This is a genomic window from Armatimonadota bacterium, from assembly GCA_025059775.1.
Classification (GTDB): Bacteria; Sysuimicrobiota; Sysuimicrobiia; order Sysuimicrobiales; family Sysuimicrobiaceae; genus Sysuimicrobium.
In genome coordinates this window covers 40,565-66,996 of sequence record JANXCW010000011.1, presented here as the reverse complement: position 1 = coordinate 66,996, position 26,432 = coordinate 40,565, and the positions used below count along the sequence as shown (strand labels likewise).

Sequence of the window (26,432 nt, the reverse complement as noted above, 5' to 3'; positions counted from 1 at the left end):
CGAGGGCCCGGAGTTCCTGCTCGGTCTGGGCCTGGGCTTCGGCAAGCCTGGCAAGGGCCTGTTCCAGACGGTCGGCCCGCTCCTCCAGACGTCCCACCCGCCGCTCGGTCCGGGCCTGGATCTCCGCAAGCCGACGCACTTCCTGCGCGAGCTCCTGGATGGCGCCCGGGAGCCCGTCGATGAGCAGCACCTGGCGCAGCTGGTCCCGCCACTCGGGGTGCTGCTGGAGCAGCCGCAGCAGGTCCTGGAAGTCCTTCACGGTAAAAGGCATGGCAGGACCATAGTACACTTTCCACAAGATCCTGGGCCGTGCCCTGCGGGGGGGGCAGACATGATCGGGGAGATCTTCCTGCGTCGGTTTCGCGACGAAGTCCAACTCGTCGAGCACGTGCTCGCGGACGGCACCCGCCGTCTCGTCCCCCACTGGACACACGCCCATCCTCCGGTACGGGACGTCAACCGGGAGCTCCGGGAACGCTTCACACCCCTTGAACGCCTGGCGCTTACCGTCACCACCCGGGTCGGCAGCCCAGGCTTCTTCTTGATCATCGCCGCCTGGACGGTGGGATGGCTCCTGTGGAACACGCTGGGCCCCCGGAAGTTGCGCTTCGATCCTGCTCCGGCCTTTGTACTGTGGCTCTTTATCTCCAACATGATCCAGATCCTCCTCATGCCCCTCATCATGGTGGGACAGAACCTGCTCAACCGTCACAGCGAGCTGCGGGCAGAGGCGGACTTCGAAATTAACCAGAAGGCAGAGCGAGAAGTGGAAGCGATCCTGCTCCATCTGGAGCACCAGACTGCCGCCATCGAGCACCAGAACGAGTTGATCCTGCGCGTCCTTCACTACCTGGAGAAGCGGGTTTCACCGGGCGGGCCCGAAGGAGGAGTCAACCCCAACGGATGAAGTCTTCACCCCAGCTGGTTCAGGGCTCGGATTTGCCCTGGTTTTTCCGCACCGCACCGAGCGGGAGAAGTTGTCCTGCACGAAGGGGGCCACAATCCCGTGGGCCTCGAACTCTGACCTCTTGTATGCCTCCATGAAGAAACCCCGCGCGTCCGCGAAAGGCCCGGCACGGGCCAGGGCGACCTCAGGGATTTCCAGGCGTGTGAACTCGAACGGCACCGCTCATCCCCGGAACAGGGCAGCGGCCAAAGCACCCACCACCGCTACCAGGACGGTGATCTGGACCCCCACGGTCCACATGAACTGCCGGGTCAGCTAAGGTAAGCCACCCGCTCCTCCAGCGTCCCCTGTGCCATGCCCGCCTCCACCTCTGTCGCAGACCTACCTGCCACATTTCAACCATGTTACCACACATACGTTCGCAACAGGCGCACTCCGCGGCGCTACGGTGATCCAGGCCAGCGGAAGTACTTCGCTCCACCGGGCGCCGGAGCCCCTCGATCAGCGGGACGTGTGGCTCCCACCCCACCAGCGTTCGCGCGCGGGAGATGTCCGGGCAGCGGCGGCGCGGGGCGTCTTGCGGCAGCGGACCGTACACCACCGCGACCCGCACTCCGACCACCTCCCGGACAAGGTCGCCCGTGAGGAGGCTGCCCACCGCCTCCACCTCCCAGCCCTCCGCCAGGAAGCGGTCGCACAGGTGGGCCCGTAGACGCGCCGCTGGCCCGGGTAGTCCAGCCTGCGCAGCATCCACATCAGCGGCATCCCGTCGGGCGTCACCAGGTCCGCGCCGTTGACCACCGCGCGGAAGGAAGGGTCGTCCCAGGCCTCCATAACCGTGTGGACCGTGGCCACGCACACATACCGCGACTCCCCCCGCCGGGCCCAGCTCAGCACTCGTTCTGTGGCCTCTTCGTAACTGGTGCAGTCCACACGCACCCGGAGGACCTGAAATGGCCTCACCCCTTCCGTCAGTACGCCCCTCTTCCCCGCAGCACCGCACCCACGGACTTCCACAGAATCTTGAGGTCTGTGAGGAGGGAATAATCCCGGATGTACTTCAGGTCTTCCTCCGTGTTGAGGTGCATGGGGACGTGGCTCCGGCCGTTGACCACGTACCAGCTCGTCATGCCGGGCGGCACGCTCAGCCGCTGGTACTGCCAGGGCTCGCACTGCTCCACGATCCAGGGGAGCTCCGGCCGGGGCCCTCCGAGGCTCATCTCGCCTTTCAGGACGTTTATGAGCTGCGGGAGCTCATCCAGGCTATACCGACGCAGCCACCGGCTGATTCGGGTCACCCGGGGATCGTCCGGCCGCTTGTGGATCACTTTCCCGGACTCCGTGTAGACGTTCACTAAGCCTTGGAGGCGTCCGCATCCGGGACCATGGTGCGGAACTTGTACATGGTAAAGATCCGGCCGTTCTCGCCCACCCGCTTCTGGCGCAACAGTACGGGCCCCGGGCCGTCCGGTCGGATGAGCAGGGCCACCACGGCCATGACCGGAGAAAGGACCACCAGCAACAGTTCCAGAGGCCCGAGGGCCGGCAAGCCGTCTTCCAGAGTCTCCTGGTTCGTTGAATCGTCGTCCACAAATCCGAGGACTTCCACCCCTCTTGCGCGCAGCCAGCTTCGCGCACAGCCGACCCAGCTCCCTCGCCACCACCACCCGTGGAGGGGCCAAGTCGGAACGTCCGCGCACACGGTCGAACAGCCGGAATCCGGCCCGGGACCCCACCAGGAAGGCTGCCGTCAGGATCACGGTGTACCAGAAGACCATGCGGGAAACCCCGCGGTAGGAGAGCTCGCCAGGGCCAGGGATCCGATGGCCACGGCCAGGATCACTCTCTGAGTCTCGTCCGTGAACCGCACGGTGCGATGGGGGTCGTAGAGACCAGGAAGGGGCAGGACTACGGCAAAGAGCCCCACAGCCAGGAGGTACACCACCTCCGGGACGTGGGCCGCCCGCTCGGAGATGGGGCCTGAGAGGGGCAGGAGGATCCGCAGCCGTTGCGCTATCCAGAGGGCCAGGAGCACCCAACCCAGGTCCAGCAGGTAGAGCAAGCATGCAAAGTTCGTACCGTATTTCCGGAGCATGGCGTCCCTTCTACCGGAGCAAGGACGTTGCCAAACCCGGTGGATAGATCTTGGCGCGGGGACTGCACATTCCTGCGGGCGATCCGGGATGAACGGACCGGGCAAGGGCTTGACCCTCCCTCCTCCCATTCCGTAGCATGTTCGCGGTGAGGGCGCCCCGCAGCTTGTGTCGCATGCGGGGTGCTTCGATCCTGGATTCCCCTGGGTGCGCGGGCACCTGGGGTTCTCTGTGTTTGGGAGCCGAAAGGGCTCAGGTGAGGGGGTTGAGACCGGGACGGACCCACGACCGGTGAAGGAGGGAACCCGTGGACAGGGGAGGAACGCCCGTGGTGGACACCGTGGGGCACCACTACATCGTGGAGGCCTCCGGCTGCGATCCCGAGGTCATCAGCCGGGTGGAACGGGTGGAGCAGATCCTCACCCGGGCGGCCCAGGTGGCCCGGGTACAGATCTGGGCCATCTCCTTCCACCGGTTCACGCCCACGGGCGTGAGCGGGGTGGTGGTCATCTCAGAGTCCCACCTCTCCGTCCACACCTGGCCGGAGGTGGGGTACGTGGCCCTGGACATCTTCACCTGTGGGGATACGGCTCAGCCCGAGGAGGCGGTGAAGTACGCCCTGCGGGAGTTCGGGGCCAAGAACGTGCACATCACAGAGGTCACCCGCGGGCTTGATGAGGGGGATCACGTGTACTTCCACAGCATCGTCACCTGGGAGGAGGAGCTGCCGCAACCGGGCAACGGCTCCTCGAGGGAGAAATCCCGCATCCGGAGGCGCAAGCGGCGCCCCCCTGCGAACGCCCCGGCCTCCCCGTAACGCAGCCTCATGCTGTTCCAGGTGGTGCTCCCCGTGGCCCTGCTCACGGGTCTCGGTGCCTGGCTCGGCCGGCGTCGGCCCGTAGACGTCCGATCCCTTTCCGCGGTGTCCATGTACCTCTTCAGCCCAGCCCTGGTCTTCGACTCCCTCCTGCGCAGCAGCTCCCTGGCGGCGCACGCCTTTCCCCTCTTTCTGACCGTGCTCCTCCACTTCCTCGGCCTCCTGTTCGCCGGGCTGATCGCCGCCCGCTTCCTGAAGCTGGACCGGCCACAAACGGGCGCCTTCCTGCTGCCCGTGGTGATGTACAACGCGGGCAACTACGGCCTGCCCCTGAATCTCCTGGCCTTCGGGGAAGAGGGACTGCGCTTGGCCCTCCTGGTGTTCGTCACCACGGGGACGGTGGGGACGTTCCTGGGAAGCCTCGTGGCCGCCTGGGGAGCGGACGGGGAGGTGCGCCGCGCCCTCCGGAGCGTGCTGGAGCTCCCCGTGGTGTACGCGGCCACCGCGGCCCTCCTGGCCCTGCTCCTCCGCTGGACCCCTCCAGAACCCGTCCAGCGGGCCGTGCGCCTGCTCGCGGCGGGGGCTATCCCTCTCCTCCTCGTCACCCTCGGCCTTCAGCTGGCGCATCCCCGCACCCTCCGGTGGTCCCGGCCGCTAGGCCTCGTGGTGCTCCTGCGCCTGGTGGCCTCCCCGCTCCTCGCCACGGGCCTTGCGCACCTCGTAGGTCTGGAAGGCCTCGCCCGCCGGGTGGTCATCCTGCAGGCAGCCATGCCCTCCGCGGTGAACGCGTTCCTGTACGCCTCGGAGTTCCGGTGCGACCCTGGGTTCGTGGCGGGCGTGGTGGTGGCCACCACCCTGGGGAGCTTCGCCACCCTCACCGCGCTTCTCGCTTGGCTGACCTAGATCACCCCCCGCCCGCGGCCCAGCGGACGAGCCAGAGGACGGGCGCCCGGATCACAGGATCGAGCCACCCCAGGAGCAAAAGCCCGAGGAGGACCAGGGGGCCATAGGGCTGGAGGCGTAGGTAGAGTGTTTCCCCCTCGCCCCGAAGGAACGCCCACAGGATGCGGGAACCGTCCAGAGGGGGCACGGGGAGGAGGTTGAAGACCGCCAGCACCGCGTTCACGTAGAGCAGGCGAAGCCACAGGGCCCCAAGCCCCCCCAACTCCGGAAGGATGCCCGTGCGGGCGAGGGCCCCGAGGGCCATCAGCAGGATCAGGTTGGCCGCGGGACCTGCCGCGGCCACGAGCAGCATCCCCCGTCTGGGATCGGGAAAGTAGGCAGGGTTCACGGGTACGGGCTTCGCCCACCCGAACCCTGCGAGCAACAGGAGGAGGGTTCCCCAGGGATCCAGGTGAGCGAGGGGGTTGAGGGTGAGGCGGCCCAGGCGCCTGGGAGTAGGATCCCCCAGGCGCACGGCCACGTAGGCGTGGGCGTACTCGTGCGCGGTGGCCGCCACCAGCAGCGCCAGCGCGGTGGCAAGGAGGTGGGAAAGCTCCAGCCCGAGCATCCCGCGCCTAGCAAACCACTTTCGATCCTGGCGCGCAACGGGTCCCGGAGCGCTCCACCTCCTGCGAGCGGCGCGCTGGAAACCGCGCTGAGCTCTAGTGCAAACGGCGGATTGACGTGAGGGTAGGGCTCGCCCTACATCGTCACCATAGCCATGACACCGCTGTTTGAGCAGCGCGTTGCCAGCGACCCGAGCAAGTACCGGTACCTCTTCCGCATGGGTCTGCAGAGCGAGTATTTCGCCGCGAACCTGGACAGCGACCATGGGCTTGTCCTCCGGGCCATCCGGGACAACGACGTGGGAGTTAGAGCCTCAGGGATTCCCGTAGGACGGTGGAAATTCCTCGCTCTGGTGGTGGGAGCGCTTCCGGCCGCATTCGCGGGAGGGGTGCTGGCCACCCATTACCACGTGGTGGGCATGTCCGCCTTCTCCCTGGAGTACTCCGTGCTGCCCCTGACTTCCGCGGTGTTGGGTGGATCGGAGGTCCTCGCGGGGGCAGCGGTAGGGGCCGCGCTCCTGGTCCCCCTCTCGGAAGTGCTGCGTGCGTTCGGCACCCTGCGGGTGGTGGCCTACTGCACGGTGCTCGTGGTGGCCCTCGTGGGGGTGCCGGAGGGGCTTTTCGCCCTGGCGCGCAGGCGATATCACCAGTTCGAACGGTGGGTATCTGTCTGAAGGCTCCATGGAGCACGTGCTGATCGCGGAGGGCCTTAGCAAGACCTTCGGCGGAGTCCGGGCTGTGGACGGGGTGAGCCTGGAGGTGCAGCCCGGCGAGGCCCTGGGAATCATCGGGCCCAACGGATCCGGCAAGACGACCCTCATCAACCTCATCACCGGTTTCGTGCGGCCCGAGAGGGGGCGGATTCTCTACCGGGGCCGCGACATCACCTGGCTTTCCCCCGAAGACCGCGTGCGCCTGGGGATCGTGCGCAGCTTCCAGACGCCCCGTCCCTTTTACCACCTGCCCGCCTTCAAGAACGTGGTGATCCCGCTTTGCTCCGCAAGAGCCCGGGGACGGCTGGGAAGCGGATACGGACGCCGGGAGGAAGTAGCCCTGGATCTTCTGGAGGAGGTGGGATTCGAGCGGGACGCGGCGGCGGTGTACAAACCTGCAGCGGAGCTCCCGCACGGATACCTGAAACGGCTCGAGCTGGCGCGCTGCCTTGCACTGGATCCGGAACTCCTGCTGCTCGACGAGCTGTTCTCCGGCATGAGCCCCGCGGAAGCTGGTAGCCTCATCCCTGTCCTGATCCGGCTCAGGGAGGAAGGACGCTCCCTGGTCCTCGTGGAGCACGGGCTCGTGGAGCCGTTCCAGGTGGTCGGAAGGGTCGTGGTCCTCGACTTCGGCCGGAAGATCGCGGAAGGATCTCCCACGGAGGTCATGGCGCACGAGGAGGTTCGAAGAGCCTACCTGGGGAAGGAGGTGGCAGCTCCTGCTTGAGGTCCAGCGCCTCGTGGTCTTTTACGAGAACGCCCCGGGGCTCAACGAGGTAAGCCTGGAAGTCCGCCCGGGGGAGGTGGTGGGAGTTTTTGGATCCAACGGGGCGGGGAAGACGACCCTACTGAACACCGTGGCGGGCCTGACCCTCATGTACGGGCGCCGGGAGCAGCGACGGGGCGGAATCCGAGTCACGGTCCTGGGCACAGTGCGCCTGGATGGACTGGACATCACGGAGTGGGAGGTCCCCCCTCGGGTGCGAAGGGGCCTCGTTCTGTGCCGGGAACGCCATGCGGTGTTCCGCGACCTCACGGTGGGGGAGAATCTCCGAGTAGGCGGGTACCTCCGGCCGGCCCGGGAGGTGGAGGAGGGCGTCGCCTTCGCCTGTACGTTGATGCCTCCGCTGCGGAGGCTGTGGCAGAAGCCCGCGGGCATGCTCAGCGGCGGGGAACAGCAGATGGTGGCCATTGGCATGGCCCTGGTGGCCCGGCCCCGGTGGCTGCTGTTGGACGAGCCCCTCCTGGGTCTGAGCCCGGCCCTCCAGGAGGAGATCGTCCGGGTCATCGGAGACATCCGGCGGCAGGGCCTCTCCGTGCTGGTGGCAGAGCAGTATGCGCGGGCCATCCTCCCGGTGGTGGATCGGGGATATGTGCTCGAAAGCGGTGCCCTCGTGTTCTCCGGAACCCGGGAGGAACTCCTCGGCCGTCCGGAAGTGCTCAGTGCGTACTTCGGAGCCGGCGGACGGCGGTGAGAGCGATGCCCGAAGACGTATCGGAATTGGACGAGACCTTCCGGAAAGTGGCCCGGGACCGGGCGGGGCACACCGCCATGGTGTACCTGGGAGAGCGATACCGGTTCCGGGATCTGGAGGACCTGGTGGACCGCCTGACCCGGGGGCTGGAGCGCCTGGGGGTGGAGGCCGGAGAGCGTGTCCTGCTGTACATGCCGCACTGCCCCCAATGGGTGGTAACCTGGCTCGCCCTCCGGCGGCGGGGCGTGGTGGCGGTTCCCGTCTCCCCGCAGTACGGGCCGCGGGATGTGGCGTACGTGGCGCAGGACGCGGGCGCCTCGGTGTTGTTCTGCGCGGATACCCTGTTCGGGTATGCGGCCCGGGTTCAGCAGGAGGTCGATCTCCGGTGCGTGGTGGTGACCGGGATCGGAGACCTCCTCCCGTGGTGGAAGCGGGCGGTGGGGAAAGCCCTCGACCGGTTGCCCACGGGCCGGGTGCGGCTAGCTGGGTCGGTGTTCACCTTCCAGGAGATCCTAGCGGGCCCCACCCGGTCCCGGAGGCCGGGCAGGCCATCCGAAGGCGTAGAGGGGCCGGAGGGACTGTGCGAGTTGCTGTACACGGGAGGAACCCTCGGGGCCGTCCCCCTGGGGTCGGACACGGTCATCCAGGGGGCTCCCTTGTACCACATCCTGGGCCAAGCCCAGGGCCTCGGGGCGCTTTTGGCTGGGGAGACCCTCGTGTTGCTGCCGCGGATGAACTGGGACGCCTTCCTGGATCACATCCAGCGGTACCGGGTCACCACCCTCTTCGGTACCCCCACCCTGTACCGGACCATCCTGGAGCACCCCCGGCTGGACGCATACGACCTACGCTCCCTCCGCTACTGCTTCTCCGCGGGCGACGCCCTCCCCCCGGAGCTGGCCCGGCGGTGGAAGACGCGGTTCGGTCTGGAGATCCATCAGGGCTACGGAGCCACAGAGGCGTGCGGGGCCATTTCCATGACCCCTGCGGGACCGCCGTTCCCGGAAGGAACCGTGGGGCAGGTGGTGCGAGGGAGGGAGGTGCGGATCGTAGATCCCGAGACCCTACGGCCGTGCTCCCCGGGCGAGCCCGGGGAGCTCCTCGTATCCGGCCCGAACCTTCCTACCGCCTACTGGAACAGGCCCGAGGAGACCCAGCGGGCCTTCTCGTGCACGAAGGACGCGTGTGGTACCGAACCGGGGACATCCTGCGCCGGGATGCGGACGGGTGGCTCTACTCCGTGGACCGGTCCGCAGACCTCATCAAGAAGCAGGGCTACCGGGTGGCACCTGCCCGGGTGGAGTCCGTGCTCCAGGAGCACCCTACGGTGATCGCCGCATGCGCGGTGGGCGTGCCGGACGCAGAGACGGGGGAACGGATCAAGGCCTTCGTGGTCCTCAAGGAGGATCTGCGGGGGATCTCCGCGTACGAGCTCCTGCGGTGGTGCTGGGAACGGTTGGCACCCTACGAGGTGCCGGACTACATGGAGTTCCGCGACATGCTGCCGAAGTCCAAGGTAGGCAAGCTGCTCCGCCGGGAGCTCCGGGAGGAGGAGCGCCTGAAGTAGGAGCAGACCACGAAAGCCCCGTGAGGGAGGGAAGATCGTGCGGTTCCACCGGGTGTTCATCCCGTACGGCGGCTACTGGTCTACCCCCTTCGTGCGGTGGCAGGGTAGCTTCGCCCACCTCCACCCCATCCTGTTCGCCGCGGAGATCGCCCGGCGGGCTCTGGGCGAACGGGGAATCCCGCCCACGGCCTTCGACGGACTCCGGCTCGGGATGACCGTGCCGGCCAAGCATGCCTTCTTCGGAGCTCCGTGGCTCGCGGGGCTGTTAGGGGCCGAGCTCCTGACGGGCCCCACCCTCAGCCAAGCCTGCGCCACCGCGGCGCGGGTCATGGCGGACGCGGCCGCGGAGATCGAGGTGGGCGGAGCCCAAGCCATCCTGACCATCACCTGCGACCGCACCAGCAACGGGCCCCACGTCTACTATCCGAACCCCCTGGGCCCGGGGGGGACAGGGGAGAGCGAGAACTGGGTCTGGGACAACTTCTTCCTGGATCCCTACGCGCGCAATGCCCAGATCGAGACCGCGGAGCGGGTGGCCCGAGAGAACGGGTTCACCCGCAAGGCCCAGGAGGAGCTCACCCTGCTCCGGTATGCGCAGTATCAGGACGCCCTCGCGGACGCTGCCGCTTTCCAGCGGCGCTACCTGGTGACTCCCATCGAGGTGCTGGATCCCTCGGGACGAAAGCCGCTTGCCACGGTGACGGGGGACGAGGGCGTGCACCCCACCACTGCGGAAGGCCTCGCCCGCCTAGCCCCCGTGCTCCCGGAGGGGACGGTAACCTATGGGACCCAGACCCACCCCGCGGACGGGAACTGCGGGATGATCGTGGCCACCGAGGAGCGGGCCGCGGTGCTCAGCCGGAACCCCGGGATTCCGGTGCGGCTCGTGGCCTTCGCCCAGGCCCGCGTGCGAAAAGGGTACATGCCCGAAGCCACCGCGGAGGCAGCGAGGCGAGCCCTCGCCGTGGCCGATCTGAAAATCCCGGACCTGCGGGCTCTCAAGACCCACAACCCCTTCGCGGTCAACGACCTGTACTTCGCGAAGGCCCTGGAGATCCCGCCGGAGGCTTTCAACAACTACGGCAGCTCCCTGGTGTACGGACATCCGCAGGCACCCACGGGCATGCGGCTCGTCATGGAGCTCATCGAGGAGCTGGTGCTCGCGGGCGGAGGATACGGCCTGTTCTCCGGCTGCGCGGCCGGTGACAGCGCCGCTGCCCTCGTCCTCCGGGTAGGCTGAACGCGCCGCCCCGGTTGCGGGAGGCGCCCGGTTTGCCCCAAGCTGAGGCCATGGGCAGCCCCGCAGGTCCAGCGACCTTCGAGCGGTGGTGCTCCTTTTCCTGCGCCTGGGGGCCACCGCCTTCGGCGGACCCGCGGTGCACATCGCCCTGATGCGGGAGGAGGTGGTACACCGCTGGCGGTGGATGACGGACCAGGAGTTTCTGGATCTGCTCGGCGCCACCCACCTCATCCCCGGCCCCAACTCCACGGAGATGGCCATCCACATCGGGTACGCCCGGGCGGGATATCTGGGGCTTGTGGCGACAGGCCTCAGCTTCATCCTGCCCGCTTCCCTCATCGTGCTTGCCCTGGCCTGGGCGTACGTACGGTTTGGATTGCTTCCGGAAGCGGGCATGGCCTTCTGCGGGGCCAAGCCCGTGATGGTGGCCATCCTGGCCTCAGCCCTGTGGGGTCTGGGCCGCACCGCCCTCAAAGACGGGCTCACCGCCCCATTTGCCCTCCTAAGTCTTGGCCTCAACCTGCTGGGGGTGCACGAGCTGGCGCTGCTGGCTTTGAGCGGAGGCGCGGTGATGCTCCTGCGGTGCGGGGCGGCTTCCGGAGCCGCCCTGGTCCTTCTTCCCGTGGCGGCAGGTCCTCCAAACCGCGGCTGCGGTTCCCTTCACCCTGGAGACGCTGTGCGGGAATGGTGGCCCGGGGCCTGTGACAGATCCGTGAACCTCCCCTCCCAGGATGATCCACGAAATCCGAAGGGAGGTGCGGAACATGCGCAGGATCGTGGTGGCCGTCCTCGCGGTGGTGGGGCTTGCAGCCGCGGCCTCCGCCTCCTACCACGAGCAGCAGCCCGCGGGAGGCGGGGAACCGGCCTGGAAGGTCCAGGCCCGAACCGCGGCCACCCATGCGGGGTTTGCCGCGGGCGGGGATTCCATGAGCTATGTGGAGCAACACCTGGGACACGCCCTGAACTGCCTCGAGGGGCCCCGAGGCCGCAACTTCAACCGGGCCTGGGGGCACGTGTGTGAGGGGCAGGGGATCCTCGTAGACCTACGCGCCGATCGGGCGGGCATGAGCTGGATCCTGGTGGCGGAGGCCGCGGACGAGCTCGCGGTCAAGGGCCTCCGCAGCCGGGATCTCGCTCAGCGGAAGAACGCGGCAAGAGGGGTAGCGGAACTCCTGCGCCTCATCGCGGAAGCACGGTAACGTCGGCCTCCCGCGCGGCCGTGCCATAATAGGGCTGACTCCGGGAAGCGCGGGAGGAGCACATGGAAACGATCGCGGCCGCACCGCCCGCGGGCCGGCGGTGGGCGGGGGTAGGTGCGGCCGCTTTGATGGGTGCGGGCCTCGCGATGGCCCTCTGGGGCCTTCGGGGGGAGGGCCTTGCCCTGGTGGGAGCGGCCTCCCTGTGGATCGCCCTCGCCTCTACCCTCTACGCGATCGGAGCCCTGACCTACGGCCTGCGGCGCGCCTCTCCTGCATGGCTCGCCAGCGGCCTTTACGCGGCCCTCACGCCCGCCCTCTTCCTCTCCGTGGCCCTGATGGCCCTTCTCATGGCGCTCCTCGCGCACGACTTCACCCTGGTCTACGTGGCCCGCAACAGCAGCCTCGACACCCCGCTCCTGTACCGGCTGAGCGGCCTGTGGGGCGGGCAGGCAGGATCGCTGCTGTTCTGGACCTGGATGCTGAGCGTGTTTACGGCCCTCGCGCAGCTTCGCCACCGCCGTACGGACCCATCCCTGGTGCCCTACGCGGTGGCCGTCCTGGCGGCGGTGCTCACGTTCTTCCTCGTGCTGGTCGCTGTCTTCGAAAATCCGTTTCGCGTCTTCGAGGTCCCACCTCCGGACGGCCGTGGCCTCAACCCGCTCCTGCTGGATCCCGGGATGGTGGTACACCCCCCGCTGCTGTACCTGGGCTTCGTAGGGTTCTCGGTCCCCTACGCCTTCGCCATGGCGGCCCTCCTCACGGGACGCCTGGACCGGGAATGGGTCGTGGCCACCCGAGGCTGGACCCTGTTTGCCTGGACAGCCCTCAGCGCGGGGATCCTGGCGGGCGGGTGGTGGGCGTACCGGGTGTTGGGATGGGGCGGGTACTGGGGGTGGGATCCCGTGGAGAATGCATCCCTGGTCCCCTGGCTCGTGGGGACCGCCTACCTTCACTCCGCCTTGATCCAGGAGCGGGCAGGGATCTTCGCCGCGTGGAACACGGTCCTGGTGATCCTCACCTTCGCCCTCGCGCAACTCGGCACCTTCCTCACCCGCACGGGGCTCGTGGCCTCCGTGCACACCTTCGCGCAGTCCGAGATCGCACCCCCTTTTCTCGTCTACTTGGGTGGCGTGCTGGGCGCATCCTTCGGGCTTACCGCGTGGAGGTGGGATCGGCTGCGGGACCGGGTGGTGACGATCTCCCTCGCCTCCCGGGAAGGGGCGTTCCTGTTCAACAACGTGCTGTTCCTGGGCTTCGCCTTCGCGGTGCTGCTGGGCACCCTCTTTCCCGTACTCAGCGAAGCCGTGCGGGGAGCCCAGGTGTTCGTGGGACCGCCCTACTTCCGGCGGGTGAGCGGGCCCATCGGCGTCGCTCTGCTGCTCCTCATGGGGATCGCCACCCTTCTCCCGTGGCGGCGGGCGACCCAAAAGACCCTGATGCGGTTTCGGTTTCCCCTCGCGGCCCTGCTCGCGGCGGGGATCGCGGCGGGGGTGCTGCTGCGGCGGCCGGGCGTGGTGGCGGCCCTGGCGGCGGTGGCGTTTGCAGCCGCGGCCACCCTGCAGGAATTCCACCGGGGGACCGCGGTCAGGATGCACCACAGGGCCCCCTACCCGGTGGCCCTCTGGCGCTTCTTCCGGGACCAGCGCCGGCGGGTGAGCGGGTACCTGGTTCACCTGGCGGTCCTGATGATGGCGGTGGGGATCGTCGGTAGCCACGCCTACGTCCGGGAGCGGGAGGCTACCGTGAGGCCTGGGGAGGGATTCCGCCTCGGGCGGTACGAGATCGCCTATCGGGGGCTGGAGTCCGAGGAAGGCCCGGGTGTGCAGCGCACCTGGGCGGAGCTGGAGATCCGGGAGGGCGCGCGCACCATGGCGCTGCGCCCCCTCCGGCTTTACTATCCCCGCTGGGACCAACCCACCAGCCGCCCCGCCATCCGCTCCACCTTCCGGGAGGACCTGTACGTGGTCCTGGAGGCCTTCGAGCCCACCGGACGCGCCACCCTCCGGGCGTGGGTGAACCCCATGGTGCGGTGGATCTGGGCGGGAGGAATCCTGTTCCTAGTGGGGATCGGGATCAACGCGTGGCCGGATCGGCCCCGACGGAAGAGGGCGTGAAGGGATGCTCGGGAGAGGGATCGCCGTGGTGCTCGTGCTGCTCCTCACGGGAATCGCCTTCCCGGAGAGTCTGGACGACCGGGTACGGGAGGTGGCGAGCCGGCTCCTGTGTCCCGTGTGCGCGGGCCGCACCGTGGCAGAATCCACCTCGGAGCTGGCTGCCCAGATGCGGGCCACCATCCGGGAGAAACTCGAGCGGGGAGAACGTCCAGACGAGATCCTGGCGTACTTCGTGGAGCGGTACGGAGAAGGGATCCTCGCAGAACCCCCCCGCCGCGGGCTGGGATCCCTCCTCTGGCTGGCGCCCGCCCTGGCCATCCTGGGCGGGACCGCGTACGTGGTGGCGCGGTTCAGAAGGGCAGGAACGCCTCCCGAGGCGGACGCGTCCGATGAGGAGGACACTGCGTAGGGCGCTTGTGCTCGCGCTGGTCTGCGCGCCGGGACTTCTCCCGGGCGCCTCACGTGCCTCCGAGCCCCTCGTGATCACGGGCCGGGTGGTGCACGGGGAGACGGGCCGGCCCATGGGGGGGGTAGAGATCCGGGTGCTGGGGATGTCCGGAGGGCGCAATCCGCAGGAGCGGGCCGCCCGCACGGACACCGCGGGGCGCTTCGCGGTGTGGATGGACCCCTCCTTCCGGGCATATGCGGTGCAGGCCTTCTACCGGGGCGTGGTCTACACCGAAGGCCCCATGGCCTCCGGGGGGAAAAAGAGCCTAAAGGTCACCGTGCGGGTGTACGAGACCACCCGGGATCCCCGGAATCTCGTGCTCCTGCGGCGCGCGCTCCTGCTGGAGCCGGTTGCCAGAGGGGTGCTGGAAATCCGGGAAGTGGTGGTGCTCATGAACCGGGCCCCACGCACCTACGTGGGGGAGGAGGGAACCGTGCGGCTTCCGCTCCCCCCCGGCGCCCAGGAGATCTCCGTATGGCAGGGCATGGCACCGGTGGGGGTGGACGCCCGTGGGGCGCTCGTGGACTCCCTCCCGGTCACCCCTGGCCCCCGGGAGATCGTCCTCTCCTATCGTGTGCCCCACCGCACCGGACGGATCTTCTTCACCCTTCCGGTCACGCTTCCGGTGGTAGCCATGGATGTGTTCGCTCCTGAGCCCCTGGCCATCCGCAGCGAGGCCCTCCCCGGACGGGAAGCACGCACCGTGCAGGGCAGAAGGGTGGTGCGCGTCTGGGGAGAGAAGATCCCCGCGGGGAGCGTGGTGGTGGTGGAGGTCTTGGGGCTTGTGGCTCCCTCCCGGACCCTTCCCGGACTCGTGGTGGGCTTCCTGGTTCTCATCGGGGTGAGCGCCGCGGCCCTTCCGTGGATCCGAAGGGTTTCCGTCCGGGCGTAGCGGGCCATGCGTCGGCTGGCGGTGCTCCCCGGGATGTCCTTCGCCGTACCCTTCCTGGCCACCGCCGTCCTGTTGCTCCCTCTATTCGGGGCCGCGGTGGCGTGGGTGGCGCCCGCCCTGGCCACCACCTCCCCCCGCGGCTGGCCCGTCCTGGCTGCAAACCACCTAGGGACCCTAGGCTGGGGTACCCTCACCGCCATGGGTGCCCTCCACCAGATGTTCCCCGCCATGCTGGGGATCTCCCAGCGCCCAGGATCCGCGGCCCTTGTGCAGTTCGCGGTCACCTGTCTCGGCCTCCTCCTCCTGATCTCCGGATTCCTCCGTTGGGACGCGGGGTGGGTAGCGGCGGGCGGCGTGATTTCATGGGCCGGCGTGGGGCTCTTCTTGGCCTTGCTCCTGCGCATGGTGCCCCGCCGGCGCCGGTGGCTGCGTCCCCTCGTCGGCGTGCTCCTCTCTCTGCTCGCGCTGCTCCTCACGGTCACGTGGGGGGGGCTTATGGCCCTGAACTGGCGGTTCCCATTCGCGCCGGCCCTGCTGCTGTGGGCCGGGGTGGGCGTGCACGCGGCCGTGGGAATGGTGGGATGGTTCGGGCAGCTGGTGGTGAGTGTTTCGTACTACCTGCTGCCCCGATTCACCGGGGTGCGGCTCGATGGGGATGGTGCGCTTCGGTGGCTCCTCGCGCTCCTGAACACCTCCGTGGCACTCCTAGCCGTCGCCGCCTGGAGGGCGGAGGTGGGCTTTGCACGGGTTGCCGCGATCCTCTGCGGCGTTGGAGGATGGGCATACGCCCGGGACCTGATATGCTTTTTGCGCAAAGCCCGGCAGCGGGCCCCGGATCTCACCAACTGGCACTGGTGGGCTATCGCCGCCCAGACCGCGGCGCTGGGGACTTTGGTGGCCGGGTGGGGGGTGGGCTGGGTACGGGTGGAGGGAGTCCGGCTCGCATCCGCGTCCGGGCTTGCGGTCCTCGCCGGGTGGGTGAGCTGGGCCATCATGGGGCAGCTGTATAAGGTGACTCCTTTCCTCATGTGGCACTACCGGTACGCGAGAGGGATGAGGGCAGAGGAGATTCCCCGGCTTTCGGCGCCCTATTTTCCCTGGGAAGGGGTTCTGGCGTTTGCCCTGAGTGTGGGCGGAAGCGGCCTCGCGGGAATCGGGGTGCTGGTGGGATCTCCGGTCCTCGCCGCCGCGGGCGGATGGATCTTCTTTGCGGGAACCGTGGTGTATGCCCTGTTGATGGGCGTCTCCTGGATGGCCGCGGCTGTGCGGGGCTAGGCCCGCGGGCGAGTTACCATGGAACGGAAGGAGGGACCAGACCCCTGGGAAACCGTTCACGGTCGGAGCCTTTCGCGGAGGAGGAAGGGCGGGTGGCCCAAAAGGTGGTGCAGGGGCTTGTGAAGATCGCCCTCGCACTCCGCCACCAGGCCTGGGAGCATGCCTACCCACACGCCCTCACCCCCACCCAGGCCCAGATCCTTGCCTACCTCCTGAGCCGGGATCCCCAGGGCGTGCGGGTCCTGGAGATCGCACGGGTCCTGGCCGTAAAACCGCCCACCGCCAGCGACGCGGTAGACGCCCTCGTCCGGAAGGGCTTGGTGCGCAAGCGGCACGGTCCGCAAGACCGCAGGGCCCGGGAAGTCCGGCTCACGGACGCGGGCCGGCGGGTGGCCCACCGCGCTGCCCTCTGGCCGGACTTCCTGGCAAAGGTGGTGGAGGGTCTCTCCTCCCAGGAGCAGGCGGCGCTGCTACAGGTTCTGTTGAAGGTGATCCGAACGCTGCAGGAGCGAGGGGAGATCCCCCCTTCCCGCATGTGCCTGAGCTGCATGTACTTCCGGCCCTTCGCACACCCGGATCCTGACCGGCCGCACCACTGCGCCTTCGTGGACGCACCCTTCGGCATCCCACACCTCCGCCTGGACTGCCCCGACCACCTGGCCGCGGATGCGCAAACCGCATCCCGACTGTGGGATGCCTTCCACGGGGGCCGTGCGGGCTAACCGACGTTCGGGAAAAGGATCCGGTCCACCACCAGGGCCGTGAACAGCAGAGCCAAGTAGGCGTTGCTGAACCTGAACAGGGACCAGGCGGCCTGCGGGGTTCTCTGCCGATACAGCCGCCACGCACCGCGCAGCAGGAGCAAGCCCAGCAGGGACGCGGAGGCTCCGTACAGCGGTCCCGTGGCGCCCAGACCCGCCATCCCCAGGGTGGCGGCCACCAGGAGCGCGGTATATACGAGGATCTCCCGCCGGGTCCGGGCCTCCCCCCGTACCACGGGCAGCATGGGGATCCCCGCCCGGGCGTAGTCCTCCCTCCGCACCAAGGCCAGGGCCCAGAAGTGGGGCGGCGTCCACAGGAACACCACCAGGAACATCCCCAGCGCGAGGAGGTCCACCCGATCCGTCACCGCGGCCCACCCCACGAGGGGCGGAAGGGCCCCCGCCGCGCCCCCGATCACGATGTTCTGGTCCGTGCTGCGCTTCAGCCACACGGAGTACACCAGCACGTAGAAGAGGTAGCCGAGGGCGGCCAACGTGGCCGCCAGGAGGTTCACGGAGACCGCCAGCACCCCGAAGGACGCAAGCCCCAGCAACACGCCGAATGCCAGTGCGTTCGGAACGTCCACCCGCCCGGTCACGAGGGGGCGGTGCCTCGTACGGTCCATCACCGCGTCCACGTCCCGGTCCAGGACCTGGTTGAGGGCGTTCGCACCCGCGGCACTAAGCGCCCCTCCCACCACCGTGGCCAACAGCACCTCCCACGGCAGATCCCTCCCCGCGGCCGCGAACGTGGCACAGGCCGTGGTCACGAGCAACAGCACCACGATCCGGGGTTTGCTGAGTTCGAGATACGCCCGAACCTCCCCGGTGCCCTCCCGGCGCGCAGAAGTCCCCAGACCGAACCCGCTCATCCCCGCGGCCACCCCCAGGGCCCCCACCACGCCGATGCTGGCCACCGCGCCCACCGCCGCCGTCCGCAATCCCGGCATTCCCAACGCATGGGCTCCCACAAGCCCCGCTCCCAGAGCGGCCACACCGCTTCCCAACAATCCCACCGCGGAACCGGCGAACCTCCCGCGCAGGGCGAGCCCGATGAGGATCGCACACACCCCCACTACCCTGCTGTCCACCCCCGCCGCGAGTCCCAGAACTCCCAGCCCCAGGACGGCCACGGGCCCGCCACTCCTGGGGTCCCACCCCGATGGGGACGACGCGAACGCGGCCACGCAGGCAACCCCGAGCAGGAATACGGCACCCATGCCCAGGACGCGATGCACCGTACTCCAGGACCCCGAACTCCCCCCCAGCGCGATCCGGGCACCTACTCCCGCCTCCACGAGGACCACCAGGAAGGTTGCAAAGAAGAGGCCTTGGAGCACGCGGGATTCCCTCCGGGTGACCCACCACAGGATGAGCCCGAGCAGGACAAGGTGGGCGGCCAGAAGCCGGTGAATCCACTCCACCAGCTCCAACCCCCCGGCAGGCGGCAGCACCCGCCCCCCGCAAAGAGGCCAGCCCGTGCAGGACCTGGGGACCTCCAGCAGGATCGCGCCCAGAACCGCCACCAGCACCGCCACACCCAGGGCGCTTACGCTGAGTCGCTGAACCCTCGTCACGCTTCCATTATCCTCGGAAATCCCCCGCGCCGCATCGGTCAGGAGATTCCAAAAACCCCCTCCCTACTTGACACCGCTATATGTAGGCACTAATGTTCTGTTCGAATACAAAATATAGAGCCTGCCGGTCCCCTTCGGGGGTTAAAAGGGAACGCCGGTGCAGCGCCCTTGGGGGTGCGAGTCCGGGACGGGCCCGCCGCGGTGAGGGGGATGGATAGGGCGGACGAGCCACTGGGCCTGTGGCCTGGGAAGGTGCCCTCCCCAGAGGAACCCGAGTCCGAAGACCTGCCGGCAGGTGGAATCCGCGGTGCCCTCGTGGAGTGGGGCGAAGCGGGAGTTGCGCGAGCGGGGTGTCTTCGTCCGTTCCGGCGGCGCCGCGGATTCCCACACCGGTTCGGACGGAGGTGTCCGATGCGCGCTGCCATCCTCTCCCAGCTCGGACAGGTCACCCACGGCCTTCCCCGAGCCCAGCGTCTCCTCGAGGGTCTTCTACAGGACCCTGCCCTCCGGGGCACCGGTGCCGCGGGGTGGGAACAGACGGCCCTGGTAGCCGCGCAGGCCCGGGTACATGAGGACCCCGCCTACGAGCGGCTCGGCCGTCGTCTCTTCCTGCGGCTCCTGTATCGGGAGGTGCTCAAAACCCCGGAGCCCGATCCGCAGACCTACAGGGCCGGATTTGTCTCCTACGTTCGGCGTGGGGTGAAGATCGGGGTCCTGGATGCGCGGCTGCTGCGGCTGGATCTCGGGCGGCTCGCTGCGGCCCTCTGCCCGGAGCGGGACGAACTCCTGCCCCTGGTGGGCCTGTATACCCTCGCGGACCGGTACCTGGTTCGGGATCCGGACACCCGGGCGGTCCTCGAGCTCCCGCAGTACCTGTTCCTGCGGGTCGCCATGGGCCTGAGCCTCCTGGAAGCCCAGCCTGAAGCGTGGGCCCTGCGCTTCTACGAGGCCATGAGCCGGCTCGACTACCTCCCCAGTACCCCCACCCTCTTCAACGCGGGAACTCCCCACCACCAGCTCAGCAGCTGCTACGTGTCGGACGTCTTCGACGGCATGGACCACATCCTGCAGTCCTGCGTGGAGTTCGGGCGGATCGCGAAGTACGCGGGCGGGATCGGCACCTCCGTGACGAAGCTGCGGGCCGTGGGCTCCCCCGTGCGGGGCATCAACGGCACCAGTTCTGGGATCGTGCCCTTCGTGCACCTCTTCGACGCCCTCATCAAGGCCATCAACCAGGGCGGAAGGCGCCGCGGGACCCTGGCGGTCTACCTGGAGCCCTGGCACCTGGAGATCCGCTCCTTCCTGGACCTCAAGCGCAACGCGGGAGACCCGTATCTGCGGGCGCCCAGCCTCAACACCGCCCTGTGGATCCCCGACGAGTTCCTGGAGCGGGTGGAGCGGGACGAGCCGTGGTACCTCTTCGATCCCCTCTACACCCCGGAACTCTCGGAGCGATGGGGCGAGGCCTTCCGGGAGGCCTACCGCCGCAGGATCGCGGACGCGCAGAGCGGACGGCTCCCCGAGCGGGCCTGGCGGGTGGAGAGCGCCCGGGGGCTCTTCCGGGAGATCCTCGCGGCCCTGCAGGAAACCGCGCACCCCTGGATCGCCTTCAAGGACGCCAGCAACGCCCGCAGCATGCTGGCCGGGGTGATCCACTCCAGCAACCTGTGTACCGAAGTGCATCTCCCCACCTCCCCGGAGGAGATGGCGGTGTGCAACCTCGCCAGCATCAACCTCGCCCGCCACCTCACCCGGAACGGGGTAGACGAGGGCAAGCTCGCGCGCACGGTGCGGCTTGCCATGCGGGGATTGGACAACGTCATCGACCTGAACTTCTACCCCACCGAGAGAGCCCGGGCAGGGAACCTCCGCCACCGCCCCGTGGGCCTAGGACTCATGGGACTCGCGGAGGCCTTCGCGCGCCTGGGCATGCGCTACGGGGAGGAGGCTGCGGTGGCCTTCACGGATGCGGTGGTGGAGCGCATCAGCTACGAGGCCATCGCGGCCAGCTGCGAGCTGGCCCAGGAGCGGGGCCCCTTCCCTTCCTTCGCGGAGAGCCGCTGGGCCCGAGGTCAGGTGCCCCTGGACACCCTCGAGGAGCTCGCGCGGCTCCGGGGGGAGGTCCGGGTGGACCGGTCGGCCCGGCTGGACTGGGAGCGGCTCCGGGAACGGGTGCGGCGCGGGATGCGCAACGGCACCGTGATGGCCCTCGCACCCACCGCCACCATCAGCCTGCTGGCAGGCACTACCCCCGGTATTGATCCCTACTACGCCAACGTCTTCGCCCGCTCTACCCTCTCGGGCAAGTTCCTGGAGTTCAACCGGGTGCTCGTCGAACAGCTGCAGGAGCTGGGGCTCTGGGATCGGGTGCGGACGCGCATCCTTGAGGCACGGGGGGACCTGGAGGAGATCGCGGAGATCCCGCAGGCCATTCGGGAAGTGCACCGCACCGCCTACCGGATCCCCCCCGAGGCGTACATCCGGGTGGCGGCGGTGGCCCAGAAATGGGTGGATCAGGGGATCTCCCGCAACCTGTACCTCCAGGATCGACGTCTCGAGACCCTGGAGCGGGTCTACCTGGAGGCGTGGAGGGCAGGGCTCAAGAGCACCTACTACCTGTTCATGGCCCCCCGTATGTTCGCGGAACCCAGCACCGTCCCCGTGAACAAGGCCCGCCGCAGGCTCCAGTGGAACCTGGAGGTGCCCGCGGAGGCCGCCACCTGTGAGGTGCACTGCGACTCCTGCAGTTCCTAGATGAGGAGGTGCCCCATGCGGCGTTTACTGGGAGGCGATCCCCTCGAGCCCATCCAGCTCTTCCCCCTCCGCTACCCCTGGGCCTACGCCCACGCCCAGCAGGGCAAGCGTAACACCTGGTTCCCGGAAGAGGTGCCGCTTGCGGACGACGTCCGGGACTGGGAGCTGCGTCTGAGCGGGGAGGAGAAGCGGGCCGTGGAGGTCCTGTTGGGGTTCTTCAACCCCATGGAGTCCCTGGTGACCCACAACCTGGCGCTCTCCATCTACCGGCACGTGACCGCTCCGGAGGTGCGGCTGTACCTCGCCCGCCAGATCTGGGAGGAGGCCAACCACACCATGGCCTTCGAGTACGTGCTGAAGACCCTGCCCGTGGACCGCGAAAGGGTGTTCCGACTGCACCGGGATGAGCCCTCGGTCCAGGCCAAGGAGGTGTTCCTCACGGAGCTTGCCCGACCCATGCTGGAGCCTCTGGACATGGCCCGGGTCGAAGACCGCCGACGGTTCCTGCGCAACCTGGTAGGCTACTACGTGATCCTGGAGGGCGTGTTCTTCTACGGCGGGTTCCTGTTCGCCTATACCTTCCGCCGCCGCAACCTCCTGCGGGGGCTCGCTACCATCGTGGACTGGACCCTGAAGGACGAGAGCCTGCACCTGAGCTTCGGCATCCACCTCATCACCGAGCTCCTCGGCCAGGATCCGGATCTCCTGACCCCACAGCTCGGTCGGGAGCTTAAAGCCCTGATCCTGCAGGCGGTGGAGCTGGAGCGGGCCTATCACCGCACCCTGCTTCCTCAGCCCCTCCTCGGGGTGAGCGCGGAAGTGTTGAACGGTTACGTGGAGTACGTCACGGACCGACGGCTGGAGGAGCTGGGACTGGGCGCGCACTTCCATACGCCCAATCCGGCTCCCTGGATGGCCACGGAGGTGGACGTGCCCGAGATCGTGAACTTCTTCGAGGCCAAGAACATCCACTATGAAGTGGCCGCGGACCGGAACCGTTAGGAAGGCTAGAGGATCTCCAGGCTGAGGTCCAGGGCGGGCGCGGAGTGCGTGAGGGCGCCTACGGAGATCAGGTCCACTCCGGTTTCCGCCACGGCCCGCACGTTCTCCAGGGTGATGCCGCCGGAGGCCTCCGTGAGGGCGCGGCCCCGGCAGAGGATCACCGCCCTCCGCAGGGTCTCCAGGTCCATGTTGTCGAGCAGCAGGGCATCCGCTCCGGCCCGCAGGGCCTCCTCTATCTGCCCGAGGTCCGCCACCTCCACCTGGATCCGCACCCCGTGCGGGACCCGGGCCCGGATGGCTGCCAGGGCCTCCTGGAGGGAGATACCCTCCCGCCGCAGGAGGCTCCAGTGGTTGTCCTTCACGAGCACCCCATCGCTCAATCCAAACCGGTGGTTCGCTCCACCTCCCACCCGCACCGCGTACTTCTCCAGGATCCGGAGGCCCGGCGTGGTCTTGCGGGTGTCCACGATGCGGCAGGGGAGACCGGCGATGGCCTGCACGTACCGTCGGGTGAGGGTGGCGATGCCGCTCATCCGGCTGAGGAAGTTGAGAGCCACCCGTTCTCCCGCGAGGATCGCCCGGCCATCGCCCTCCACCACCGCCACCGCCTGTCCCGGCTCCACCTCCGAACCCTCCGCGCACCGCACGGCAATCCGTACCTCCGGGTCCAGCCGCCGGAAGACCGCCTCCAGGACCGGGAGCCCCGCGATCACCCCCGGCCTCCTCGCCACCACCTCCCCCCGGACCTGCAGGGCTGTGGGGAAGAGGGACTCCGTGGTGAGATCCCCCCAGGGCAGGTCCTCCTCCAGGGCCGCGGTCACGATGCGCACAAGCGCCGGGGGAAAGAGCACCCCCTGCCTCCTCAGCTCAGGGCCAGCATCCGCTCGATGGCCCTCCGAGCCCGGGCCGCGATCTCCGGATCTACCCGCACCTCGTAGATGCCCTCCCGGAGGGACCGGTGGAGCTTGTCGAGGGTGATCCTCTTCATGTACTGGCAGATGGCGTCCTCCCGCACGGGGAGGAAGGTCTTCCCGGGCGCCTCCTTGCGCATGCGGTGCAGGATCCCCGTCTCCGTGGCCACCAGGAAGGTCTGGGCGGGACTGGACCGCGCCCGGCGGACCATTCCCTCCGTGGAGAGGATGTGCGTACGGTCCTGGGGGAGATGCCCGGAGGCCAGGAAGTACATGCAGGCGCTCACGCACCCGCACTCAGGGTGAATCAAAAGCTCCGCATCGGGGTGGGCCTGCTGCAACTCCGCCACGTCCTCCGGTCGGAACCCCGCGTGCACGTGGCACTCCCCCATCCACAGGTGCATCCGGCGGCCGGTGACCCGGGCCACGTAGCTGCCGAGGAAGAAATCCGGCAGGAATAGGATCTCCCGATCCTCGGGGATGGAGGAAACCACCCGGACCGCATTGGTGGAGGTACAGCAGTAGTCGCTCTCCGCCTTCACCTCCGCGCTGGTGTTCACGTATGCCACCACCACGGCTCCCGGATGCTCCCGCTTCCAGGCCCGCACCTGTTCTGCGGTGATGGTGGCCGCGAGCGAACAGCCCGCCTCCAGATCCGGCAGCAGAACGGTCCTGTCGGGGCAGAGGATGGCGGCCGTCTCCGCCATGAAGTGGACCCCGCAGAAGACGATCACATCCGCGGTGGTCCGGGCCGCGGCCTGCGCGAGCCCCAGGGAATCGCCCACAAAGTCCGCGAGGTCCTGGATCTCCGGGATCTGGTAGTTGTGCGCCAGGATCACGGCATTCCGCTCCCGCCGCAGCCGCTGGATCTCCTCCACCAGCCCGCGGATCTCGCTTTCCAGCTCCCGGTCCCTCACCGCGGCCACCGACACGGTTTCCCTCCGCTCCCCACCCTATCCGGAAGCCTCTCCCCCCGTCAACCGTGGCTTCCCGGACCTCCGGCCCCCGGCCTTACTGCCGAGCAATCCAGGCCTCCGCGGGCTTCCACCTCGGCCAGGTAGCCCCCTGTAGGAGGTACGTGTTCCGCACATACGGCCAGGCGAAATAGACCTTCTGCGGTCCGGTGAGCAGGGGAATCACCATGATCTCCTCCAACAGGTACCGGTGTAGCTGCCGCGTAACATTCCGGTCCTCGTTGACGGTGGCCCTCGAAGCTTCCCACAGCTCCATGAGCCGCTCCGGCCGCTTCAAGCTGACCTGCCCCAGGGGGTGCCGGATGAAGAAGAATTCCAGCCAGCTATTAAAGTTCGGAACGTACGGCATGGGATGCAGGATGAACCCCCTCCATCCCCTGCGCTGATAGTCCGCCATCCGCGCCCTGTCCACGATCTCCACCTCTGCCTCGATCCCTACGCCCCGCAGGTACCCCTGTACAGCCACCGCGATGTCCCGGGAGACCGCTTCCGAGATGATCCTCGTCCGGAACCCGCTCCCGTATCCCGCCTCCGCCAGCAGCCGCCGGGCCCGGTCCGGATCAAACCGGATCGGCGCACCGGCCTCCAATGCCGCCGAGTGCCCCGGGTGCGCGATCTGGGCCCAAGGCCGGAAGACCCCATACCCCACTCCCATCGCGAGCGCGTTCCGGTCCACGGCCAGGGAAACCGCTTCCCGCACCCTCCGATCCGCCAGGGGCGAGTCCGCGTTGGCACTGTCCGGCCACAGCGCCCAGTTGAGCGTGTGCAGCCCGGAGATCTCTCGCAGTTCCCGGCTCCGCCGCAGCTCCGCGATGACCGCGGGATCGTTGAATCCTCCCACATCCAACTGGCGTGCGAGCAGGGCCGCCTTCATGGTCTGCATGTCCGCGAAGAACCGCAGCTCCAGACGGTCCAGATAGGGCTTGCCTGGATCCCAATACCGTTCAAACCGCACATATTCCGCAAAGGCCTTGGGGTCATACCGGGTTACCCGAAATGGGCCGGTCCCCACGGGTCGCTCGTCCGCCTGATCCTCTCCGACCCTCAGGACGTAGCTGGGCGATACCACGTCCGTTGCCCCCAATCCCCCCACCCACAACAGCAAGCCGTTGGCCCACCGCTCCAGGTGGACGACCACCTCGAAGGGGCCGCGGGCCTCCACGGCCTTCACGATGTCCGGTGCCCGCCGGGTCTCTATCTGTTTCTGCAGATTCCACTGAAGCGCTTGCGCATTCAGCAGGGTCCCGTCGTGGAATCGGACGCCTCTCCGAAGCACGAGGGTGACGGATCTGCGATCCGGTCCGATGCTCCACCGCTCCGCGAGATGGGGATGGGCTCTTCCCCGTACGTCCACCCAGAGCGGTGTCTCGAAGGCCGGCACCGCGGGCACCGTGCTCCTCGGTGCCCTCCTCCAGGGGATTCCGAACAGCCCTTCCGGGAGCTCATCCCCCAGCCGGAGCGTACCCCCTCGTGGGATTTCCGCAGCAGGACCCGCCGCCGTTCCCCTCGGACCCACGAGCCCCACCAGGCACACCACCAACAAACCGATCCCTACCGCCGCCGGCTTCTGCCACATCTCCGCACGCCCCCTTCCCCTGTAGGCTCTCCTACAATACCGGGCGGGCTCCCACGGAGGCCCGGTACCTCCTCGCGGCCTCCGAGAACGGCACCGGCCCTACCGTGGCCCGGATCTCCACCGGGACCTCCGGATCCTCCGTATCCCCCGCCTTTCTCTCTCCCCACACCACCACCACCTCCGTCCCCGGCTCCGCGAACTCCCGGTCCACCACACCTACGGTCAGCACCGCGTGCTCGTTTGCGCTGTATGCCCCAAAGGATGAGATTCCAATCCATCTTCCATCCCTGCTCAGCACCTTGTCGTAGTGCCACGTGGCATATCCCACCAGCGGCAGGTCGATGAACCTCCCTCTCGGTCCTCCCTCAAAGAGCGGCCTGAAGATCTTCTGAAGAACGTCCTCCTTATGCCAGACCAGGGTCACCTTCCTGCGCCGGGGATCCTTTGCCTTCTCCATCAGGGCCTCCCTGCCGATGAAATCGTGGTCGAATTTCACCAGGTGCCCGTAGCCCAGATCCCAAGGGGTGAGGTAATAGTCCTCTATCCTCGAGGAGTCCAAACTCCCTCCCAGGCTTCCCGTGGCCTCGAGGCTGTCCCCGGGCAGCCACTCCCGGTACGGACGCAACCGG

At 68.3% G+C, this 26,432-nt stretch carries 26 protein-coding genes, 2 pseudogenes and 1 riboswitch; of the genes and pseudogenes, 18 read left to right on the top strand and 10 right to left on the bottom strand.

Going from position 1 to position 26,432, the window contains the following annotated elements; translation table 11 throughout:
* On the bottom strand, positions 1–298 hold a 298-nt coding region (locus N0A24_09310), incomplete at its 3' end, for a glycosyltransferase family 20 protein (GenBank protein MCS7173561.1).
* 33 nt (positions 299–331) lie between these two features.
* Here N0A24_09310 and N0A24_09305 point away from each other — a divergent pair.
* Complete coding sequence (locus tag N0A24_09305) at positions 332–907, top strand: DUF1003 domain-containing protein (protein MCS7173560.1); 576 nt, start codon at positions 332–334, stop codon at positions 905–907.
* Here N0A24_09305 and N0A24_09300 read toward each other — a convergent pair.
* The 4 genes from N0A24_09300 to N0A24_09285 all read right to left on the bottom strand — a co-directional run bounded on the left by N0A24_09300 (position 866) and on the right by N0A24_09285 (position 3,002).
* Positions 866–1,126: a dTDP-4-dehydrorhamnose 3,5-epimerase family protein gene (locus N0A24_09300; GenBank protein MCS7173559.1), complete on the bottom strand. Its 261-nt coding sequence runs from the start codon at positions 1,124–1,126 to the stop codon at positions 866–868. The genes N0A24_09305 and N0A24_09300 overlap by 42 nt on opposite strands.
* 752 nt (positions 1,127–1,878) lie before the next feature.
* Positions 1,879–2,262: a sugar transferase gene (locus tag N0A24_09295; protein MCS7173558.1), complete on the bottom strand. Its 384-nt coding sequence runs from the start codon at positions 2,260–2,262 to the stop codon at positions 1,879–1,881.
* Positions 2,262–2,516, bottom strand: a complete 255-nt coding sequence (locus N0A24_09290; GenBank protein ID MCS7173557.1) for a sugar transferase — start codon at positions 2,514–2,516, stop codon at positions 2,262–2,264. Before N0A24_09290 ends, N0A24_09295 begins: the two co-directional genes overlap by 1 nt.
* 147 nt (positions 2,517–2,663) lie before the next feature.
* Positions 2,664–3,002, bottom strand: coding sequence for a hypothetical protein (locus tag N0A24_09285; GenBank protein ID MCS7173556.1), 339 nt, complete (start codon positions 3,000–3,002; stop codon positions 2,664–2,666).
* Between the two features lie 329 nt (positions 3,003–3,331).
* Here N0A24_09285 and speD point away from each other — a divergent pair, with 329 nt between their 5' ends.
* Positions 3,332–3,817 carry an adenosylmethionine decarboxylase gene (speD, locus tag N0A24_09280; GenBank protein ID MCS7173555.1) on the top strand — a complete coding sequence of 162 codons (486 nt, stop codon included), beginning with the start codon at positions 3,332–3,334 and terminating at the stop codon, positions 3,815–3,817.
* Positions 3,818–3,826: 9 nt separating this feature from the next.
* Positions 3,827–4,720, top strand: a complete 894-nt coding sequence (locus tag N0A24_09275) for an AEC family transporter (protein MCS7173554.1) — start codon at positions 3,827–3,829, stop codon at positions 4,718–4,720.
* A 1-nt stretch (position 4,721) separates the two neighbouring features.
* Here N0A24_09275 and N0A24_09270 read toward each other — a convergent pair whose 3' ends face one another.
* Complete coding sequence (locus N0A24_09270; protein ID MCS7173553.1) at positions 4,722–5,327, bottom strand: site-2 protease family protein; 606 nt, start codon at positions 5,325–5,327, stop codon at positions 4,722–4,724.
* A 153-nt stretch (positions 5,328–5,480) separates the two neighbouring features.
* Between N0A24_09270 and N0A24_09265 the strand changes: the two genes are divergently transcribed.
* From N0A24_09265 to N0A24_09205, 13 genes and pseudogenes are all read left to right on the top strand, one after another.
* Positions 5,481–5,999 carry a hypothetical protein gene (locus N0A24_09265; protein MCS7173552.1) on the top strand — a complete coding sequence of 173 codons (519 nt, stop codon included), beginning with the start codon at positions 5,481–5,483 and terminating at the stop codon, positions 5,997–5,999.
* A 7-nt stretch (positions 6,000–6,006) separates the two neighbouring features.
* Positions 6,007–6,765 carry an ATP-binding cassette domain-containing protein gene (locus tag N0A24_09260; GenBank protein MCS7173551.1) on the top strand — a complete coding sequence of 253 codons (759 nt, stop codon included), beginning with the start codon at positions 6,007–6,009 and terminating at the stop codon, positions 6,763–6,765.
* A 13-nt stretch (positions 6,766–6,778) separates the two neighbouring features.
* Entirely contained in the window at positions 6,779–7,513 is a 735-nt protein-coding gene (locus tag N0A24_09255) for an ATP-binding cassette domain-containing protein (GenBank protein MCS7173550.1), read from the top strand.
* A gap of 5 nt (positions 7,514–7,518) precedes the next feature.
* The gene (locus tag N0A24_09250; protein MCS7173549.1) at positions 7,519–8,844 is read left to right on the top strand and encodes a long-chain fatty acid--CoA ligase; all 1,326 of its coding nucleotides are present in this window, start codon (positions 7,519–7,521) and stop codon (positions 8,842–8,844) included.
* Positions 8,796–9,080 carry a hypothetical protein gene (locus N0A24_09245; protein ID MCS7173548.1) on the top strand — a complete coding sequence of 95 codons (285 nt, stop codon included), beginning with the start codon at positions 8,796–8,798 and terminating at the stop codon, positions 9,078–9,080. The genes N0A24_09250 and N0A24_09245 overlap by 49 nt, the downstream gene beginning before the upstream one ends.
* Positions 9,081–9,117: 37 nt before the next feature.
* Positions 9,118–10,320: a thiolase family protein gene (locus N0A24_09240; GenBank protein MCS7173547.1), complete on the top strand. Its 1,203-nt coding sequence runs from the start codon at positions 9,118–9,120 to the stop codon at positions 10,318–10,320.
* A gap of 88 nt (positions 10,321–10,408) precedes the next feature.
* Positions 10,409–10,876: pseudogene (locus tag N0A24_09235) on the top strand (chromate transporter).
* A 208-nt stretch (positions 10,877–11,084) separates the two neighbouring features.
* Positions 11,085–11,519, top strand: a complete 435-nt coding sequence (locus N0A24_09230; GenBank protein MCS7173546.1) for a hypothetical protein — start codon at positions 11,085–11,087, stop codon at positions 11,517–11,519.
* 62 nt (positions 11,520–11,581) lie between these two features.
* Entirely contained in the window at positions 11,582–13,633 is a 2,052-nt protein-coding gene (locus N0A24_09225; protein MCS7173545.1) for a heme lyase CcmF/NrfE family subunit, read from the top strand.
* A gap of 4 nt (positions 13,634–13,637) precedes the next feature.
* The gene (locus N0A24_09220) at positions 13,638–14,042 is read left to right on the top strand and encodes a cytochrome c-type biogenesis protein CcmH (protein ID MCS7173544.1); all 405 of its coding nucleotides are present in this window, start codon (positions 13,638–13,640) and stop codon (positions 14,040–14,042) included.
* Positions 14,023–14,973: a hypothetical protein gene (locus N0A24_09215; GenBank protein ID MCS7173543.1), complete on the top strand. Its 951-nt coding sequence runs from the start codon at positions 14,023–14,025 to the stop codon at positions 14,971–14,973. Before N0A24_09220 ends, N0A24_09215 begins: the two co-directional genes overlap by 20 nt.
* A 6-nt stretch (positions 14,974–14,979) precedes the next feature.
* On the top strand, positions 14,980–16,248 hold the full coding sequence (locus tag N0A24_09210) for a hypothetical protein (protein ID MCS7173542.1): 1,269 nt from the start codon (positions 14,980–14,982) through the stop codon (positions 16,246–16,248).
* Positions 16,170–16,571 (top strand): annotated as a pseudogene (locus tag N0A24_09205) (MarR family transcriptional regulator). Before N0A24_09210 ends, N0A24_09205 begins: the two are co-directional and overlap by 79 nt.
* A 395-nt stretch (positions 16,572–16,966) precedes the next feature.
* On the opposite strand, the gene N0A24_09200 reads toward N0A24_09205, so the two are convergent.
* Positions 16,967–18,586 carry a heme o synthase gene (locus tag N0A24_09200; protein ID MCS7173541.1) on the bottom strand — a complete coding sequence of 540 codons (1,620 nt, stop codon included), beginning with the start codon at positions 18,584–18,586 and terminating at the stop codon, positions 16,967–16,969.
* A gap of 108 nt (positions 18,587–18,694) precedes the next feature.
* A riboswitch (cobalamin riboswitch) is annotated at positions 18,695–18,894 on the top strand.
* A 103-nt stretch (positions 18,895–18,997) separates the two neighbouring features.
* Between N0A24_09200 and N0A24_09195 the strand changes: the two genes are divergently transcribed.
* Entirely contained in the window at positions 18,998–21,340 is a 2,343-nt protein-coding gene (locus N0A24_09195) for a ribonucleoside-diphosphate reductase subunit alpha (protein MCS7173540.1), read from the top strand.
* 15 nt (positions 21,341–21,355) lie between these two features.
* Positions 21,356–22,342, top strand: coding sequence for a ribonucleotide-diphosphate reductase subunit beta (locus N0A24_09190; protein MCS7173539.1), 987 nt, complete (start codon positions 21,356–21,358; stop codon positions 22,340–22,342).
* A 5-nt stretch (positions 22,343–22,347) separates the two neighbouring features.
* Here the strand turns inward: N0A24_09190 and nadC are convergent, their stop codons facing one another.
* The 3 genes from nadC to N0A24_09175 form a co-directional block, all read right to left on the bottom strand.
* Positions 22,348–23,193: a carboxylating nicotinate-nucleotide diphosphorylase gene (gene nadC / locus N0A24_09185; GenBank protein ID MCS7173538.1), complete on the bottom strand. Its 846-nt coding sequence runs from the start codon at positions 23,191–23,193 to the stop codon at positions 22,348–22,350.
* A gap of 11 nt (positions 23,194–23,204) precedes the next feature.
* Positions 23,205–24,185 carry a quinolinate synthase NadA gene (gene nadA, locus N0A24_09180; GenBank protein ID MCS7173537.1) on the bottom strand — a complete coding sequence of 327 codons (981 nt, stop codon included), beginning with the start codon at positions 24,183–24,185 and terminating at the stop codon, positions 23,205–23,207.
* A gap of 79 nt (positions 24,186–24,264) precedes the next feature.
* Complete coding sequence (locus N0A24_09175; protein MCS7173536.1) at positions 24,265–25,803, bottom strand: ABC transporter substrate-binding protein; 1,539 nt, start codon at positions 25,801–25,803, stop codon at positions 24,265–24,267.
* Between the last annotated feature and the right edge of the window lie 629 nt (positions 25,804–26,432).

Coding starts and splice junctions, on each gene's coding strand:
- N0A24_09305 (MCS7173560.1), top strand. CDS start 332: ATGATCGGGGAGATCTTCCTGCGTCGGTTTCGCGACGAAGTCCAACTC.
- N0A24_09285 (MCS7173556.1), bottom strand. CDS start 3,002: ATGCTCCGGAAATACGGTACGAACTTTGCATGCTTGCTCTACCTGCTG.
- N0A24_09275 (MCS7173554.1), top strand. CDS start 3,827: ATGCTGTTCCAGGTGGTGCTCCCCGTGGCCCTGCTCACGGGTCTCGGT.
- N0A24_09270 (MCS7173553.1), bottom strand. CDS start 5,327: ATGCTCGGGCTGGAGCTTTCCCACCTCCTTGCCACCGCGCTGGCGCTG.
- N0A24_09265 (MCS7173552.1), top strand. CDS start 5,481: ATGACACCGCTGTTTGAGCAGCGCGTTGCCAGCGACCCGAGCAAGTAC.
- N0A24_09260 (MCS7173551.1), top strand. CDS start 6,007: ATGGAGCACGTGCTGATCGCGGAGGGCCTTAGCAAGACCTTCGGCGGA.
- N0A24_09250 (MCS7173549.1), top strand. CDS start 7,519: ATGCCCGAAGACGTATCGGAATTGGACGAGACCTTCCGGAAAGTGGCC.
- N0A24_09230 (MCS7173546.1), top strand. CDS start 11,085: ATGCGCAGGATCGTGGTGGCCGTCCTCGCGGTGGTGGGGCTTGCAGCC.
- N0A24_09225 (MCS7173545.1), top strand. CDS start 11,582: ATGGAAACGATCGCGGCCGCACCGCCCGCGGGCCGGCGGTGGGCGGGG.
- N0A24_09220 (MCS7173544.1), top strand. CDS start 13,638: ATGCTCGGGAGAGGGATCGCCGTGGTGCTCGTGCTGCTCCTCACGGGA.
- N0A24_09215 (MCS7173543.1), top strand. CDS start 14,023: ATGAGGAGGACACTGCGTAGGGCGCTTGTGCTCGCGCTGGTCTGCGCG.
- N0A24_09210 (MCS7173542.1), top strand. CDS start 14,980: ATGCGTCGGCTGGCGGTGCTCCCCGGGATGTCCTTCGCCGTACCCTTC.
- N0A24_09195 (MCS7173540.1), top strand. CDS start 18,998: ATGCGCGCTGCCATCCTCTCCCAGCTCGGACAGGTCACCCACGGCCTT.
- N0A24_09190 (MCS7173539.1), top strand. CDS start 21,356: ATGCGGCGTTTACTGGGAGGCGATCCCCTCGAGCCCATCCAGCTCTTC.
- N0A24_09175 (MCS7173536.1), bottom strand. CDS start 25,803: ATGTGGCAGAAGCCGGCGGCGGTAGGGATCGGTTTGTTGGTGGTGTGC.